Annotated in this window: 16 protein-coding genes; 7 read left to right on the forward strand and 9 right to left on the reverse strand. The window is 72.8% G+C overall.

The annotated features are described in order from the left end of the window. The first annotated feature begins 26 nt into the window (after nucleotides 1–26). Nucleotides 27–1,145 (forward strand): GGDEF domain-containing protein, encoded by a 1,119-nt coding sequence (locus OG974_RS25985; protein WP_327285758.1) that lies wholly within the window; start codon nucleotides 27–29, stop codon nucleotides 1,143–1,145. Nucleotides 1,146–1,217: 72 nt separating this feature from the next. Further along, nucleotides 1,218–2,759: a histidine ammonia-lyase gene (gene hutH, locus OG974_RS25990; protein ID WP_327285759.1), complete on the forward strand. Its 1,542-nt coding sequence runs from the start codon at nucleotides 1,218–1,220 to the stop codon at nucleotides 2,757–2,759. A 90-nt stretch (nucleotides 2,760–2,849) separates the two neighbouring features. On the opposite strand, the gene OG974_RS25995 is transcribed toward hutH, so the two are convergent. Then, nucleotides 2,850–3,212, reverse strand: coding sequence for a hypothetical protein (locus tag OG974_RS25995; RefSeq protein WP_327285085.1), 363 nt, complete (start codon nucleotides 3,210–3,212; stop codon nucleotides 2,850–2,852). Between the two features lie 107 nt (nucleotides 3,213–3,319). Between OG974_RS25995 and OG974_RS26000 the strand changes: the two genes are divergently transcribed. The 3 genes from OG974_RS26000 (at nucleotide 3,320) to OG974_RS26010 (ending at nucleotide 6,147) form a co-directional block, all read left to right on the forward strand. Continuing rightward, nucleotides 3,320–3,664, forward strand: a complete 345-nt coding sequence (locus OG974_RS26000) for a hypothetical protein (protein ID WP_371644618.1) — start codon at nucleotides 3,320–3,322, stop codon at nucleotides 3,662–3,664. 145 nt (nucleotides 3,665–3,809) lie between these two features. After that, on the forward strand, nucleotides 3,810–5,081 hold the full coding sequence (locus OG974_RS26005) for an Ig-like domain-containing protein (RefSeq protein ID WP_327285087.1): 1,272 nt from the start codon (nucleotides 3,810–3,812) through the stop codon (nucleotides 5,079–5,081). A 112-nt stretch (nucleotides 5,082–5,193) separates the two neighbouring features. Further along, nucleotides 5,194–6,147, forward strand: a complete 954-nt coding sequence (locus OG974_RS26010) for a GNAT family N-acetyltransferase (RefSeq protein WP_371644619.1) — start codon at nucleotides 5,194–5,196, stop codon at nucleotides 6,145–6,147. Here OG974_RS26010 and OG974_RS26015 read toward each other — a convergent pair. Then, entirely contained in the window at nucleotides 6,137–7,084 is a 948-nt protein-coding gene (locus OG974_RS26015; protein WP_327285089.1) for a helix-turn-helix transcriptional regulator, read from the reverse strand. The genes OG974_RS26010 and OG974_RS26015 overlap by 11 nt on opposite strands. A gap of 176 nt (nucleotides 7,085–7,260) precedes the next feature. Between OG974_RS26015 and OG974_RS26020 the strand changes: the two genes are divergently transcribed. Continuing rightward, nucleotides 7,261–8,307, forward strand: a complete 1,047-nt coding sequence (locus tag OG974_RS26020) for an NAD(P)-dependent alcohol dehydrogenase (RefSeq protein ID WP_327285090.1) — start codon at nucleotides 7,261–7,263, stop codon at nucleotides 8,305–8,307. Nucleotides 8,308–8,404: 97 nt separating this feature from the next. On the opposite strand, the gene msrA is transcribed toward OG974_RS26020, so the two are convergent. The 4 genes from msrA to OG974_RS26040 form a co-directional block, all read right to left on the reverse strand. Continuing rightward, entirely contained in the window at nucleotides 8,405–9,070 is a 666-nt protein-coding gene (msrA, locus tag OG974_RS26025) for a peptide-methionine (S)-S-oxide reductase MsrA (RefSeq protein WP_371644622.1), read from the reverse strand. A 110-nt stretch (nucleotides 9,071–9,180) separates the two neighbouring features. Further along, nucleotides 9,181–10,335 carry a hypothetical protein gene (locus OG974_RS26030; RefSeq protein WP_329314384.1) on the reverse strand — a complete coding sequence of 385 codons (1,155 nt, stop codon included), beginning with the start codon at nucleotides 10,333–10,335 and terminating at the stop codon, nucleotides 9,181–9,183. Further along, a complete protein-coding gene (locus tag OG974_RS26035; protein ID WP_371644624.1) occupies nucleotides 10,335–11,930 on the reverse strand; it encodes a M48 family metalloprotease in 1,596 nt (531 codons plus the stop codon). Before OG974_RS26035 ends, OG974_RS26030 begins: the two co-directional genes overlap by 1 nt. A gap of 275 nt (nucleotides 11,931–12,205) precedes the next feature. Next, nucleotides 12,206–13,312: a hypothetical protein gene (locus OG974_RS26040; RefSeq protein ID WP_327285094.1), complete on the reverse strand. Its 1,107-nt coding sequence runs from the start codon at nucleotides 13,310–13,312 to the stop codon at nucleotides 12,206–12,208. A gap of 95 nt (nucleotides 13,313–13,407) precedes the next feature. Here OG974_RS26040 and OG974_RS26045 point away from each other — a divergent pair, with 95 nt between their 5' ends. Continuing rightward, entirely contained in the window at nucleotides 13,408–14,565 is a 1,158-nt protein-coding gene (locus OG974_RS26045) for a cystathionine gamma-synthase (protein ID WP_327285095.1), read from the forward strand. Nucleotides 14,566–14,605: 40 nt separating this feature from the next. Here OG974_RS26045 and OG974_RS26050 read toward each other — a convergent pair whose 3' ends face one another. From OG974_RS26050 to OG974_RS26060, 3 genes are all read right to left on the reverse strand, one after another. Further along, nucleotides 14,606–14,857 (reverse strand): hypothetical protein, encoded by a 252-nt coding sequence (locus tag OG974_RS26050; RefSeq protein ID WP_328763456.1) that lies wholly within the window; start codon nucleotides 14,855–14,857, stop codon nucleotides 14,606–14,608. Continuing rightward, nucleotides 14,854–15,282 carry a sigma factor-like helix-turn-helix DNA-binding protein gene (locus OG974_RS26055; protein WP_327285097.1) on the reverse strand — a complete coding sequence of 143 codons (429 nt, stop codon included), beginning with the start codon at nucleotides 15,280–15,282 and terminating at the stop codon, nucleotides 14,854–14,856. Before OG974_RS26055 ends, OG974_RS26050 begins: the two co-directional genes overlap by 4 nt. Before the next feature lie 69 nt (nucleotides 15,283–15,351). Then, nucleotides 15,352–15,873 carry a MarR family transcriptional regulator gene (locus OG974_RS26060; RefSeq protein ID WP_327285098.1) on the reverse strand — a complete coding sequence of 174 codons (522 nt, stop codon included), beginning with the start codon at nucleotides 15,871–15,873 and terminating at the stop codon, nucleotides 15,352–15,354. Nucleotides 15,874–15,946: the final 73 nt, after the last annotated feature.

Consider the following 15,946-nt stretch of genomic DNA (forward strand, 5'->3'; position numbering starts at 1 on the left):
GGTCGGAAACTCCCTAACCTGGGATGATGGGAGTCGACGGGCGGCTGCGAGCCGTCGTGGGCCTGGCGCAGGCCATGGCCGCCGCATCCGCGCCGCGGGACAGCGTCCGGGCCGCCGCCCGCGGGGCCCGTCTCGCGATGGACGGCTCGTTCGCCGCGATCTCCGCCTGGGAGCGCGAGCGCGGCCGTCTACGGGTGCTCGTCAACGAGGGTGAGCGCCGCGCCGGCGAGGAGGAGTTCCCCGAGGACGAGTCCTACCCCGTCCACGACTTCCCCGAGATCACCGAGTTCCTGCACGAGCGGTGGGTCGGCGGCGGTGGCCCCCACGCCTGGGTGGAGAGCGCCGACGGCGGCCGTCCCGGCCGGCGCGGCGAGGCGCTGCGCCGCCGCCGCCGCGGGACCTGCGTCGTCGCGCCCATCGTGCTCAGCGGCCGCGCCTGGGGCGAGCTGTACGTCGCCCGCGACGAGGGCCTGCCCGGCTTCGACCGCGACGACGCCGAGTTCGCGACCGTCCTGGCGGCGGTCGTCGCGGCCGGCCTCGCGCAGAACGAGCGGCTCGAAGAGGCGCGGCGGCTCGCGTTCACCGATCCGCTGACCGGGCTGGCCAACCGGCGGGCCGTCGACATGCGCCTCGACGAAGCCTTGGAGGAGCACCGGCGCAACGCGGCCGTGGTCAGTCTGGTGGTGTGTGACCTGAACGGCCTCAAGAAGGTCAACGACACCCTCGGGCACGCCATGGGCGACCGGCTGCTGGAGCGGTTCGGGTCGGTGCTGAGCCTGTGCGGGGCCATGTTGCCCGGCGCGCTCGTCGCCCGGCTCGGCGGCGACGAGTTCTGTCTGGTGAGCGTCGGGCCCGCGGCCGATGAGGTGGTTCGGGTGACGGAGGAGCTGTGCCTGCGGGCCGCCGAACTGGAGCTGGGGGAGGGCGTGGCCTGCGGGGTGGCGTCCACGGGGGATCCGATCGGGCCCGTGAAGTCGTCCCGGCGGCTGTTCCGGCTGGCCGACGCCGCGCAGTACAAAGCCAAGGCCGCGCGGTCGCCGAAGCCCGTGGTCGCGGGCCGGGACACCGCCGTCGTCCGGATGGCCGACGCCGCCCAGGAGGAGGCGGCCGGTGAGCGCCGGCGCTTCCGGGGCCGGGTGACGTAGTGGCGTAAGGGGCCCTCGTGAAACTCGCTAGTGACATGAAGCGATTCAGTCCGTAGGCTGCTGAATATGGATATGCACACTGTCGTGGTGGGGACCTCCGGGACCACCGCCGAGGACGTCATCGCCGTCGCCCGCGGCAACGCGCGGATCGAGCTGTCCGGCGAGGCGCTCGACGCCCTCGCCCGTGCCCGCGAGATCGTCGATGCCCTCGCCGCCAAGCCCGAACCCGTCTACGGGGTGTCCACCGGTTTCGGCGCCCTCGCCTCCCGGCACATCAGCCCCGAGCTGCGCGCCCAGCTCCAGCGCAACATCGTCCGCTCGCACGCCGCCGGCATGGGCCCGCGCGTCGAGCGGGAGGTCGTGCGCGCCCTGATGTTCCTGCGGCTGAAGACCGTCGCCTCCGGTCACACCGGCGTCCGGCCGTCCGTCGCGCAGACGATGGTCGACGTGCTCAACGCGGGCATCACCCCCGTCGTCCACGAGTACGGCTCGCTCGGCTGCTCGGGTGACCTCGCGCCGCTCTCGCACTGCGCGCTCACCCTGATGGGCGAAGGTGACGCCGAGGGCCCGGACGGGGTCGTGCGCCCCGCCGGGGAGCTCCTCGCCGAGGCCGGGATCAAGCCGGTCGAGCTGAAGGAGAAGGAGGGCCTCGCCCTCCTCAACGGCACCGACGGCATGCTCGGCATGCTGGTCATGGCCCTCGCCGACCTCGACAAGCTGTACAAGTCCGCCGACATCACCGCCGCGCTGACCCTTGAGGGTCTGCTCGGCACCGAGAAGGTGCTCGCGCCCGAGCTGCACGCCATCCGCCCGCACCCGGGCCAGGGCGCCTCCGCCGCGAACATGGCCGCCGTCCTGAAGGGCTCCGGGCTGGTCCGGCACTTCCAGGAGGAGTCCGCCCCGCGCGTGCAGGACGCGTACTCGGTGCGCTGCGCCCCGCAGGTCGCCGGCGCGGGCCGGGACACCATGGCGCACGCCGCCCTGGTGGCCTCGCGCGAGCTGGCCTCCGCCGTCGACAACCCGGTGGTGCTGCCCGACGGCCGTGTGGAGTCGAACGGCAACTTCCACGGCGCGCCGGTCGCGTACGTCCTGGACTTCCTGGCCATCGCGGCGGCCGACCTCGGCTCCATCGCCGAGCGCCGCACCGACCGGCTGCTGGACAAGAACCGCTCGCACGGCCTGCCGCCGTTCCTCGCGGACGACGCCGGCGTCGACTCCGGTCTGATGATCGCCCAGTACACGCAGGCCGCCCTGGTCAGCGAGATGAAGCGGCTGGCCGTGCCGGCCTCCGCCGATTCGATCCCGTCCTCCGCCATGCAGGAGGACCACGTTTCGATGGGCTGGTCGGCCGCGCGCAAGCTCCGTACCGCCATCGACAACCTGACCCGGATCATCGCGATCGAGCTGTACGCGGCCACCCGGGCCATCGAGCTCCGCCACGGGCTCACCCCGGCCCCGGCCAGCCAGGCGGCCATCGCCGCGACGCGGGCGGCCGGTGTGGAGGGTCCCGGGCCGGATCGTTTCCTCGCCCCCGACCTGGCAGCGGCCGACGCGTTCGTCCGTACGGGCGGCCTCGTCGCCGCGGTGGAGCCGGTGACGGGCCCGCTCGCCTGACGGGCCTGCCGAAGCCGTGAAGGGCCGCCTCCGGGAAATCTCCTGGGGGCGGCCCTTCCGGCGTGTACGGGACCTGCGCGGCCGGGGCGGCTACGCGCGCGAGCGGCGCACGGAGTACGTGACGAAACCGGCTCCGAGGCCCAGGCAGAGCGTGCCGCCCAGCAGGTACGGGGTGGTGTCGATCCCACCGGTGTCGGCGAGCCCCAGGGAGACCTGGCCGGCGCTCTGGGCTCCGGCGGCCGTGGTGTCGGCCGGGTCCTCCGCGAGGCCGGTCACCGCTCCGGGGCCGGACGTGTTCGCGGACTCCGGCGCCGCGTCGGAAGTGGAACCGGACGTAGTTGAACCGGGCGCCGCGGACCCGGGTGCGGTGGCGTTGGCCGAGGGTACGAACCAGAGGGCGGCGAGGAGGCTGGTCGCTCCGAGAGCCGTGAGCAGCGGTCGACGTGCGGACACGGTGCGATCCCCCTTGCGGACGCAGCGAATTGGCCGTGTGCGGTGATGCTACGGACAAGGGCGGGTCGCGGGAAAGTCGGGGCTTCCGCGGGCTTACTCTCCGTCGTATGAACCCTTCTGACACATCACGATACGTACGGCTTCGGGTGGATTTGGTACTGGAGGTGCCCGACCCCGAGGCGCTCACCGGGGCCGCACTCGCGCACATCGAGGCTGACGAGTTCATGCCGGACGAGGAGCGCGGCCACGCCGAGTCGGCCGTGCGGGAGGACGAATCGGAGGCGCTCGCGTACCTCGTCGACCCCACTGACCTGGTCGCGGACATTCCCGGCGTGGAGCTTGCGCAGGCCTCGTGGAGCAGCGAGCCCGTCGAATACGACCCCGAGGCCATGGAGTGGGACCTGGGCGAGGAAGATGGGGACTACGAGGAAGAGACGACCGACAACGCCTGACCGTGTGGTTGCACACATTCAAACGGAATGTGGAACCGATCCGGGCCTCAAACGCGTTGACTGGTGCGAGGCAGGGGGCGTGTCCCCCTGCCCCGATCGGGGCACCGCCCGGCTCCGGCCGGGGAAGCTCGGGGGTTCAGCAACGATGGAGTGGCGTGTGAGGACGGACAGGAAGCGGCGGAAGAGGTCCCTGGTGGCCATATCCGCCGTACTCGGTGGCGTGCTGGTTCTCTCGGCGTGCGGCGGTGGAGACGACAAGCCCAAGGGCGGCGGGGACGGCAACGGCAAGTCCCAGTCGGACGTGGACGCGGCTGCGGCCAAGGACGCCTCCAAGGCCAAGATGACGATCACGCCGAAGGACGGGGCGACCAACGTCGGCCTGAACGACGCGACGAACGTCGCCGTCAGCGACGGCACCCTCACCGCGGTCGAGCTGAAGACCTCCGAGGGCGCGGCCGTGGCCGGCAAGATATCCGCCGACGGCAAGAGCTGGAAGCCGGAAGCCGCACTGAAGCGCTCGACGAAGTACGCCCTGTCGGCGACCGCCAAGGACGCGAGCGGCAAGGAGGCGCACGAGAACACCTCCTTCACCACCGTCTCCCCGGAGAACAGCTTCGTCGGCTCGTTCATACCGGACGACGGCCAGACCGTCGGCGTGGGCATGCCGGTCTCGATCACCTTCAACAAGCCGATCAAGGACATGAAGGCCGTCCAGGCGGCGATCAACGTCACCTCCAGCAGCGGCCAGGAGGTCGTCGGGCACTGGTTCAGCCCGCAGCGCCTGGACTTCCGCCCCGAGCAGTACTGGCAGGCGGGCTCCACCGTCACCCTGAAGCTGGCGCTTGAGGGCGTGCAGGGCGCCCCCGGCGTCCAGGGCGTGCAGAACCGGACGGCCACCTTCAAGATCGGCCGCAGCCAGGTCTCCACGGTCGACGCGAAGACGAAGAAGATGACCGTCACCCGCGACGGCGCGGTCCTCAAGACCATCCCGATCTCGGCGGGCTCCCCGGAGAACCCGACGTACAACGGCCAGATGGTGATCTCCGAGAAGTTCAAGGAGACCCGGATGGACGGCTCCACCGTCGGCTTCAAGAACAGCGAGGGCAAGGGCGAGTACGACATCAAGGACGTCCCGCACGCGATGCGGCTGTCCGAGTCGGGCACGTTCATCCACGGCAACTACTGGGGAGCGGACTCGATCTTCGGCAGCGCGAACACGAGCCACGGCTGTGTCGGTCTGAACGACGCCCAGGGCGCCAACGACCCGAACCAGCCCGCGGCCTGGTTCTTCGACAACTCGCTCATCGGCGACGTCGTCACGGTGGTCAACTCGCCGGACAAGACCATCAAGCCGGAAAACGGCCTCAACGGCTGGAACATGAGCTGGGCGGACTGGAAGGCCGGCACGGCCTCCTGACCCGGTCCGACGGCAGCACGACGTAGATGGCGGGGAGCCCCTGGCGGGCTCCCCGCCATCCGTCGTGAAACCCCCGCGCGCGGGCAGCGGGCCCCGGCTAGGGTCCGAGATCATGACGATCCGCACCCTGACCATGCCCCCTTCGGCCGCTGAGGCGGAGGCCTGGCTCGCGGTCCTGACCGCCGCCCAGGCGGTCGACCTGCCGCAGCTCCCTCCCCCGTCCCGGACGGAGGTCGTCGGGCGGCTGCGCGTGGCACCCGCCCGCGGCCGGGCCGCACTGTGGGCGGCGGACGAGGGCGTCGCGGGCCTCCTGCTGTTCACCGACGAGGCCAACCGACACACCGCTTTCCTCGACGTGCTGGCCGTACGCCCGGACGCGCGCCGACGCGGTCTCGGCACTGCCTTGTGGCAGCGGGTCCGCGAGAGGCTGCTGTCCGAGGGCCGTAGCTCGGTCTCCGCCCTCGTGGACCTCGGCGGCCCGGGCGAGGCCTTCGCCCGCTCCCTGGGCTTCGCCAACGTCCTGCACATGGCTTGGTACGTCCAGGACGTGCCGGCGGTCCTCCCGCCCCGGCCCGACGTCCCGGCGGGCTACGCGATGCTGTGCTGGCCCGGCCTCGTACCGGACGCGTGGGCTGCTGCGGCGGCCCGCGCCCACGCCGCGATGGAGGACGCGCCCAGCGGCGAACTCGACGAACGGATCGAGCCCTGGACTCCTCAGCGCCTGCACGCGGCCCAGCAGTTGGTCCTGGACCGCGGGGGCGCCCTGACCACGGTCGCCGCGGTCACCCCCGGCGGCGAGGTGGCGGCGTACACGGAACTGGTCCTCCCGGACCCGACGGGCCCGCACGCCGTCCAGTACGACACGGTGGTCGTGCCCGAGCACCGGGGCCGTGGGCTCGGACGCGCGGTGAAGCTCCGCATGCTCGCCGAGGTGAGCGCCCGCCACCCGTCCCTGGCCACCATCGGCACGACCGTGGCCGACGAGAACACGCCGATGCGGGCGGTGAACGGGTCCCTCGGCTACCGCCGCGAGCGCGACACGGGGTACTTCCAGTTCACGCTGTAGCGGCGGGGTCACGCGGACCCTGGCGGTCCCGTGGGCCCTGCCGGTCCCGCGGATCCTGCGGCGCGTTGCGCGCTCCCGCCTCACCGGCGGGGGCCGACCACGACGACAGCATGCGCAGGGCATCCTCCGAAGGAGAGCCCGGCGCCGCGTGGTAGGTGACCAAGACCTGCGCGGAGTCGCCCGGCAGGACCAGCGTCTCGAAGGACAGTGACAGTTCACCGACCAGCGGGTGCCGCAGCATCTTCACCCCGTGCGTCTTGTTGTCCGCCAGCGTGTGCGCCGCCCACAGCCGGCGGAACTCTTCGTTCTTCACCGACAACTCACCGACCAGTGCCGACAGCTGTTCGTCGTCCGGATGTTCGCCCGCATACATGCGCAGACTGCTCACGACCCGGCAGGCCAGGCAGTCCCAATCCGCGTACAGCTCCGCCGCCGCCGGGTCCAGGAACACCAGCCGCACCAGGTTCCGCTCCTGCGGCGGCAGCGCGCCGAAGTCCCCGAACACCGCCGCGGCCAGCCGGTTCCACCCGATGACGTCCTGCCGCCGCCCCAGCAGGTACGCCGGTACACCGTCCATCGCGTTCAGCAGCGTCCGGAGCTCGGGGCGGACCTGCTCCTGCCGGTGGGGCTGTCGGCGCGGCCTGCGGAGCCGGGGGCTGGCCAGATGCGTCAGGTGGGCCGTCTCCGTGCCGTCCAGGCGGAGCGCCCGGGCGATCGCGTCGAGCACCTCCGCCGACACGTTCTGTCCGTGCCCCTGTTCGAGCCGCGTGTAGTACGCGACCGAGACCCCCGCCAGCTGCGCCAGCTCCTCGCGGCGCAGCCCGGGCACGCGGCGGTGGCGCCCGTAGTCCGGCAGGCCCACGTCCGCGGGGCGCAGTCGCGCACGGCGGGAACGCAGGAACTCGCCCAGTTCGGCACGCTGATCAAGCTGGTCCATGACGCCAGTATCGCCGGGCGGCCGGCCCGGTACGGGCCGTGTTCCTGACCCCGCCAGGGGTAGGACCGCCAGGCCTAGGCAGGGCAGGGGACTGGGTGCCGGGCGTCCGGCACGGCATCGTTGACCGCACCGCAGAGAGTCAGCAGATCTTCAGCAGCGTTCGAGGAGTCCTCCCCATGTCCGTCACCCAGGTCGCCGCCTACGCCGCTCCCGCGGCCAAGGCCCCGCTGGAGCGCACCACCGTCCCGCGCCGCCCCGTCGGCGAGCACGACGTCCTCATCGAGATCAAGTACGCCGGCATATGCCACTCCGACATCCACCAGGTCCGCGACGGCTGGGGCGAGGGCATCTACCCCATGGTCCCGGGCCACGAGATCGCCGGTGTCGTCACCGAAGTCGGTCCGGGCGTCGCGAAGTTCGCGGTCGGCGACCACGTTGGCGTCGGCTGCTTCGTCGACTCCTGCCGCGCGTGCGAGTACTGCCTGCGCGGGCAGGAGCAGTACTGCGTCAAGGGCATGACCGGCACGTACAACGCCCGCGACGAGCAGGGCGAGCCCACGTACGGCGGCTACTCCACGCATGTCGTCGTCGATGAGAACTACACCGTCCGCATCCCCGACGGCCTGGCCCTCGACGTCGCCGCGCCGCTGCTGTGCGCCGGGATCACCCTCTACTCCCCGCTCAAGCACTGGCAGGCGGGCCCCGGCAAGAAGGTCGCGATCGTCGGCCTCGGTGGTCTCGGCCACATGGGCGTGAAGATCGCGGCAGCCCTCGGCGCCGAGGTCACCGTCCTCTCGCAGTCGCTGCGCAAGCAGGAGGACGGCCTGCGGCTGGGCGCCTCGCACTACTACGCCACGAGCGACGAGAGCACGTTCGAGAAGCTGGCCGGCAGCTTCGACCTGGTCATCTCGACCGTGTCGGCCCCCCTGGGCCTCGACGCGTACCTCGGCCTGCTGAAGGTCGACGGGGCGCTGGTGAACGTCGGCGCCCCGGAGGAGCCGGTCGAGCTGAGCCTGTTCTCCGTCATCACCGGCCGCAAGACACTCGCCGGCTCGATGATCGGAGGGATCGCGGAGACCCAGGAAATGCTGGACTTCTGCGCCGAGCACGGTCTGGGCTCGGAGATCGAACTGATCCGCGCCGACGAGATCAACGACGCGTACGAACGCGTCCTGTCCAGCGACGTCCGCTACCGCTTCGTGATCGACGCGTCCACGATCTGACCCGCCGCGCCGAGCCCGCTGCCCGTCCCTACGAGGACGGGCAGCGCATCCGCTGCCGAGCTCGCCGATGAGGGCGGCGCCGGGGGCCGGGGGAGGGTCAGCCCTCGGCCTTGGCCACTCCGATGGGGCACGAGACCCCCGTGCCGCCGATGCCGCAGTAGCCGCCGGGGTTCTTGTCCAGGTACTGCTGGTGGTAGGGCTCCGCGGGCCAGAACGGGCGCTCCGCGGCCGGGAGGACCGCCGTCGTGATGTCGCCGTGGCCCGAGGACGTCAGGACCTGCTGGTACGCCGACCGGGAGGCTTCGGCCTGCGCCTGATGGGCCTCGGAGTGGGTGTACACCGCCGAGCGGTACTGGGTTCCGACGTCATTGCCCTGGCGGAAGCCCTGGGTCGGGTCGTGGGACTCCCAGAACAGCTTCAGGAGGACCGGGTACGAGACCTGCGACGGGTCGAAGACCACGCGGACGACCTCCGTGTGGCCGGTCAGGCCCGAGCAGACCTCCTCGTAGGTCGGGTTCTCGGTGAAGCCGCCCTGGTAGCCGGCCAGCGTGGTCCACACCCCCGGGGTCTGCCAGAACTTGCGCTCGGCGCCCCAGAAGCAGCCCAGGCCGAAGTCGGCCACTTCGAGCCCGGCCGGGTACGGGCCGGCGAGGGGGTTGCCGAGGACCGTGTGCCGGTCCGGGAGCGGGAACTGCGGGGTCGCGCGGCCCTGGAGGGCCTCCTCGCGGGTGGGGAGCTCGGGCGTGCGGCGGTACGAGAACATGGATTCCCTCCTAGTGGTTCTCCCTCAACGGACGGGGGCGGGCCGGGATTCCCCCCTGCCCGCCCCCGCCCGCCGCGTCACACTTCCGTCATTTCTTCATCGCCCGCCGCTCACGCGTCGTTGCCGGCCGTAGCCAGCACCGCCCAGTTCCGTGCGTACAGGTACCGGCCCTTCGGCGTCCCCGAGTAGTACCAGGGCAGCGCGCCGATGTACCCGTCGACGACGCGGAACTGCTCCACGGCCTCCGCGTCCCGGTCCTGCCAGAACAGCAGCCATGCCAGGACGTGCCGCAGCCTGATCGTCCGCCGGTCGGCGGGGTCGGCCGCCGCCAGGTCCGCGAGCGCCGCGTCGACCGCCGCGCACACCCCCGGCTCCTTGAAGAAGGTCTCCGGCACGAGCTCCTTCTCGTGCAGCTCCTGCTCGATGTACGCGACCAGCGGCAGCAGCGACAGCAGCTCGCCGGGTGCGCCCGAGGCCGCCGACGCGCGGGCGAAGTCCAGCGCGAGCTCGTGCGAGCCGCGCCACTTGCGGCACCAGTACTGCAGGGCGGTGGTGTGCGCGGTGAGGATCTTCGGGTCGCGCCCGGTGATCTGCGCCCACAGCTCTTCGTACTGCTCGTGCGGGTAGCCCAGGCCCTGCGCGATGGGCTGCTCCACCATGTACGGGACCGGGTCGGCCGGGTCGGCCAGCCGCTGCGCCGCGTGCGCGGACTCCTGCGCCTTGAGCAGCAGGTTGTGGAAGAGGCGGAACTGCTCCTGCGTCGTGCGGCTGCCGGCCTGGCTGCCGCGTACGTCCCAGGCGACGTTCACGGCGGTGTCGGCGTCGACCAGAGCCGCCGTCGCGTCGGACGGGCGGGCCGCACGCCACGCCAACAGGAACGCGTCGTCCTGCGCCGCGACCTCGGCCAGGGCGCGGACGCGCTGCCAGCGCTCGTCCCAGTCCTGGCCGGCCGCCGCCACGTAGGCGGCGCCCGCCTCCCAGTCGCCGGAGCGGACGGCCGCGACGGCCGCCGCCTTCTCCGGCGGTACCGGCTGGGCGTTCTCGGTGTCGAGGTCGGCCTCGGCGACGAAGCCCAGCGCGACGACCGCGGCCGCGTCCCGCGCCCTCTTCTCGGCCTTCTCCGCGTCGGTGCGGGCCCCCGCGGCGCCCGGGGCCGCCGCCCCGGCGGCGTCGATGCGGCCCTGGAGCGTCTTGGTGCGGGCGGTGAGGAAGCGGTAGCCGACGCCGCCGAGGGCGAGGACACCGAAAATGATCAGTCCGAGCATCAGGCAAGCACCAGCTTCCGCAGGGGTTCGGTGTCGGGCTGGTCCGCGACGAAGGCGTCCAGGGCGAGGTCCAGCTGGTCCTCGAAACCGTCGGTCGGGTAGGCCAGGGCGGCCGACTCGGACCAGGACAGCTGCCAACGGGCGGCGCCGCGGGCCGTCAGCTCGGCGGTGACCAGCTGCTTCGCGGCGCGCCGCAGGACGGGGCGGGTGAACTCGCGGGCGGCGCGCCCGGTGGCGGCCGCCGCCTGCTCCGACTTCGGGAAGCGGTCGGCGATCCGCCAGCGCAGCGCCGGGTCGGTGTCGACGGCGTCGAGCAGGCCGGCGAGGTCCGGGGCCGCGCCCTCGGCGGTGGCGGCCTCGCGGAGCTCCTGCGCGCCGTGGCCGACGTACTGGGTCATGCTCTCGTGGACGAGGTCCGCCCAGTCCCGCCGGGTCAGGGCGAGCGCCTCCGGGGTCAGGACCTCCTGTTCCAGCGCGGCCAGCGCGGCCTCGGGGGAGGAAAGGAGCTCCAGCGCCGGGCGGGCCGCGAGGCCGCCGCGGCCGTCGTCGGGCAGGGCCTCGATGCGGGCCACGCGTTCGGCGAGCGCCGGGTGGGAGTCGTAGGGGGAGGTGGGCTCGGTCGACAGCTCGCGGCGCAGCTCGTCCAGTTCGTCCGAGCGGGCGTCGAGGAGCTGGCGCAGACCGCCGAAGACCTGGCCGGGGGGCGGCAGCAGGCCGGCGCCGACGCCGAGGGTGGCGTACGAGTCCATGTAGAAGCCGTGCGCCGGGCCGATGGCGTTGAGCTCGCGCAGCGCGGAGGCGGCGGAGTCGCGGCCGGCGACGCGCACCGAGGCGAGGTCGGCGGCGAGTTCCTGGCGGCGGCTGCCGGCGAGGGTGGCGCGCATGTAGAAGTGCGCGTACCCCGTGTAGATCTTCGCCATGGCCCGGTACATCGCGCCCTGGCCGGCGGTGTCGACCTCCTTGGCCTTCTTGCCCTTCGCGAGCCGCTCCTCGGCGGCCTTCTCCTGCCGTGCGCGTTCCTTGGCGACCTTGGTGTCGGCGCGGTCGTGGAAGTGCCCGATGGTGCGGATCAGCTGGGCGCGGCCGCGGGCGATCAGCGGGGTGAGGCGGGTGTCGAGGTTGGCGTAGTGGCCCATTTCGTGGGCGAGCACGGCGCGCAGCTGCATTTCGTCCAGGCCGGTCATCAGGGGCAGGCCGAGGTAGAGGCGGCGGGTGCCGGGCAGCAGGCCGAGCAGCCGGGAGTCCTCGCTGACGGCCGCGTTGACCTCGTCGATCAGCAGGATCTCGTCGGGGGCGCGGGTGCCGACCTGGGCGGCGACGTCGCGGACCGCCTGCCACAGGACGGGTTCCTGCTGTTCGGTGACGGGGACGCCGGGCTGCGGGTCGTCCTTGGGAGTGCGGAGCATGAACATGCCGCGCACGATCGGGACCGCGAGGACCACCGAGACGATGAGGACCTTGACGGCGATGCCGCCGTGCAGCCAGGTGACGGTGGCCCAGTCGGCGGCCGCGAGCACGGCCAGCAGGACGAGGCCGAGCAGGTAGAAGCCTGCGAGCAGGACGAGAGCGCGCAGCGCGCGCAGTGAAGCGCCCATATGGACGGATCCCCCCACGGGATGAAGTGGTGCAGGTGTAGACGGTGCAGATGCTGCGGGCGCGTAGCGGGTGTGCGGCGGTCGGCCGGTCCCGGGTGGTCGCGCCGGGAAATCATGGGGCCCGCAGCTCTTTACGGCAACCTTATTTGGCGTGATGGGGTAGGTGGGTGCCCGGGGGGTGGCTCCCGCCTGCCGGCGGCCGGCGCGTCACCTGCAGCGCCGTACCGCACTGACGGCACCGCAGCGCCGTCACCGCACTGACGGCACCGCAGCCGTCAGTGCGGCAGCGTCGCGGGGGAGCCGCCGTTGGCCTCGTAGCCCGCCACTGCCAGGGCGCGGTACACCGCGTACTGCGCCGCCGGGTCCGGGGAGACCGACCACGGGAGGGCGCCGACGCAGCCGTCGATGTGGCGGACCTGCTCCATCGCCTCCGCCCAGCGTTCCATCGGCACCAGGAACGACAGCAGCATGTGCCGTACGTGCGCGAGCATCGGGTCGTCCGGGCGCGCGGTGTGCACCGCGTACAGCGCACCCTCCACCGCCCGGGTCACCACGGCGCCCTGCCAGAAGTTCGTCAGCACGACCTCCGGAACGTGCTCGTACACCGCGAACAGCGGCAGCGCCGCCAGCAGCGAGCCCTGCGGGGCGCGGGCCGCCGCCGCGTGCGCGAAGGCGTCCGCCTTCTCCCGCGAGCCGTGCCACTTCTCGCACCAGTAGTGCAGCGCGGCCAGGTGCGCGCCCATGTGCGCCGGCGCCACGTCGATGACCTTCGCCCAGAGCGCGTCGAACTCCGCCTCCGCGTACCCGAGCGCCCGCGCCACCGCCAGCTCCGTGATGTACGGGACGGGGTCGCCCGGTGCCAGCAGCGCCGCCTTGCGGCACGCCTCCCGGGCCTCCTCCAGGATGATCCGGTGGTCCGTGGAGCCCACGCCGCCCGAATGCCGCCACGCCTGCTGCACCAGCAGTTCCGCGTGCACCTGCGCGCCGCCCGCGTCCTTCTCCGCCTCCAGCCGCCAGGCCTTCAACCACCGCGCGCCGACCCCGGGCTCCGCGACGAGCTCCAGGGCCGCGGCCCCGCCGAAGGCCTGGACCCGCTGCCAGCGCAGCTCGCCCTCCTTGGGGGTGCCCGCCAGCAGTTGGGACGCGGCCTGCCAGCGGCCGGTGCGCTGCACGGCCTCCAGGGCGTCCATCAGGTCCTCGTCCGGGCCCGGGACCCGGATGTCGAGGTGCTCCTGGCGGGCGAATCCGTAGTTCTCGGGGTCGGCCGCGTCAGGGCTGCCCGGCGCGACCAGGCGTACGCCGCCGCCTCGCCTGCGCCGTATGTACGGGCTGAAGGCGGCCACGAGCAGGCCCATTGCGAGCAGGAACCACAGAATCTCCATGTCCCCCAGCGAACCAGACGCACCCGCGCCAAGGCCAATGCCGCCCCAGTGGGTGTGCGGTGGGCGCGTCGGCGGCCGGGGCTTAGGCTCTGCCCATGAGCGACGACAGCCACGAGCACCAGAGCTTCGAGACCCGCGCGATCCACGCGGGCAACACGGCGGACCCGCTGACCGGCGCGGTCGTGCCCCCGATCTACCAGGTGTCCACGTACAAGCAGGACGGCGTCGGCGGACTGCGTGGCGGCTACGAGTACAGCCGCAGCGCGAACCCGACCCGTACCGCGCTGGAGGAGAACCTCGCGGCGCTGGAGGGCGGCCGGCGCGGCCTCGCCTTCGCGTCCGGGCTCGCCGCCGAGGACTGCCTGCTGCGTACGCTGCTCGCCCCGGGCGACCACGTGGTCATCCCGAACGACGCGTACGGCGGCACCTTCCGCCTCTTCGCGAAGGTCGTCTCCCGCTGGGGCGTCGAGTGGTCGGTGGCCGACACCTCCGACCCGGAGTCCGTACGGGCCGCCCTGACCCCGAAGACGAAGGTCATTTGGGTCGAGACCCCGTCCAACCCGCTGCTCGGCATCACCGACATCGCCGTCGTCGCCGACATCGCGCGCTCGGCCGGCGCCAAGCTGGTCGTGGACAACACCTTCGCCTCGCCCTACCTCCAGCAGCCCCTCGCGCTCGGCGCGGACGTGGTCGTGCACTCGCTGACCAAGTACATGGGCGGCCACTCCGACGTCGTCGGCGGCGCGCTGGTCACCGCCGACGCGGCACTGGGCGAGGAACTGGCCTACCACCAGAACGCGATGGGCGCCGTGGCCGGTCCCTTCGACTCGTGGATCGTGCTGCGCGGCATCAAGACGCTGGCCGTGCGCATGGACCGGCACGCGCAGAACGCGGCGAAGGTCGCCGAGATGCTGACCCGCCACCCCAAGGTGCACAAGGTCCTCTACCCGGGCCTGGCCGAGCACCCGGGCCACGAGATCGCCGCCAAGCAGATGCGCAACTTCGGCGGCATGATCTCCTTCCAGGTCACCGGCGGCGAGGAGGAGGCCGTCGCGGTCTGCGCCCGCACCAAGATCTTCACCCTGGCCGAGTCCCTCGGCGGCGTCGAGTCCCTCATCGAGCACCCGGGCCGCATGACCCACGCCTCGGTGGCCGGTTCGGCCCTGGAGGTCCCGGCGGACCTGGTCCGCCTGTCCGTCGGCATCGAGAACGCCGACGACCTGCTGGCGGACCTGGCCCAGGCCCTCGGCTAGCAGCCGCGTACGCCCGGCGGCAACTGCCGCCGGGCGGTGGCTACCAGCCCTCCAGGGGCGGGGAGACACCGCTCGGCGGCACCTCCCACGGGCGGACCGTCCAGGCCCACACCGCGAAGGCCGCCGCCGCCGCGACCAGCAGGGTCCAGCCGACCCGGCGCAGGGCCCGGCGGCGGCGCAGCATCCGGTCCCCGCGGGCCGCGGCGCTCGCCGCGAACCCGGCCGGGACCGCCGGATGGGGGCCCTCCAGCAGCCGCCTGACCCGGTCCTCCTTGCGGTCGGGGGCGCTCACGCGGCCTCCTGGGACCGCACTGCGGCCACGGCCCTGGTGCACACCGCCCGGACCCGGTCGACCGGCAGCCCCAGCTGGGCGGCCGTGACCTCCTCCGCGACGCCCTCGTACACGCGCAGGACCAGTACGAGCCGTTCCAGCGGGCCGAGCGGCGCGAGGAGCCCCGTACCGCCGTGGTGGCGCCAGCCGGTGCGGGCGAACGCGGCGCACAGTTCCTGACGGGTGTGGTCGTAGGGGTCGTCGCCGCGCACCCGGCGCCAGTCGGCGTACGTACGGGCCAACGCGCCCGCGAGCAGCCGGCGGGCGGCGACGGGCTCGGTCCGCGGCTCTGCCGTCAGCAGGACGGCGACGTGCAGGAGCCGCCCCGCCGCGCCCGCGACGAAGGCTTCGAACTCCGCATAGGCGCGCCGCCCGTGGCCGTCCACAGGCCACATAGTGCGGGCAGCGGGACCGCCCCGGTCAAGAGGTCGGACGGCCCCGGCTCGTACGGGAGTTCAGGAAGCGGGGCCCGCCTCCGAGGCGGCGCCCATGAGCTCCGACAGCGAGCCGTTGAAACGGGTGAGCAGCGAGGTGAACGACTCGCGTTCGTCCTCGGTCCAGCCGTCGGTCACGCGGGCCATCAGCTCGCGCCGCGAGGAGCGGACCTCCTCCAGCCGGGAGAGGCCGCGCGGCGAGAGCGCGAGGACCACGGCCCGTCCGTCCTCCGGGTGCGAAGTGCGCTTGACGAGGCCGCTGTCGACGAGCGGCGCGACCTGGCGGGTGACCGTGGAGGAATCGATGCCCATGCCGCAGGCGAGCGCCTTGACGCCCATCGGGCCTTCCAGGTCGAGCCGGTTCAGCAGCAGGTACGCGGCGCGGTCCATCGAGTTGCGGGCCTGGCCGACCCCGCCCAGGCGGGTCTGCTCGGCGCGCCGGGCGAAGACGGCCACCTGGTGCTGGAGCGAGTCGAGGAGACCGGCTCCGGCGGGTGCCTCGCCCGCCGTGGGCAGGTCGGAATTGGCCGGGTTGGAGGGCATGGCCGTGAGCTCTCTTCGCGTGGGGCCGACAAGGATGGGGGACAGAGTACGCGGCCGTCGGGCGCCCCGTACG

The organism is Streptomyces sp. NBC_00597 (genome assembly GCF_041431095.1).
GTDB lineage: Bacteria > Actinomycetota > Actinomycetes > Streptomycetales > Streptomycetaceae > Streptomyces.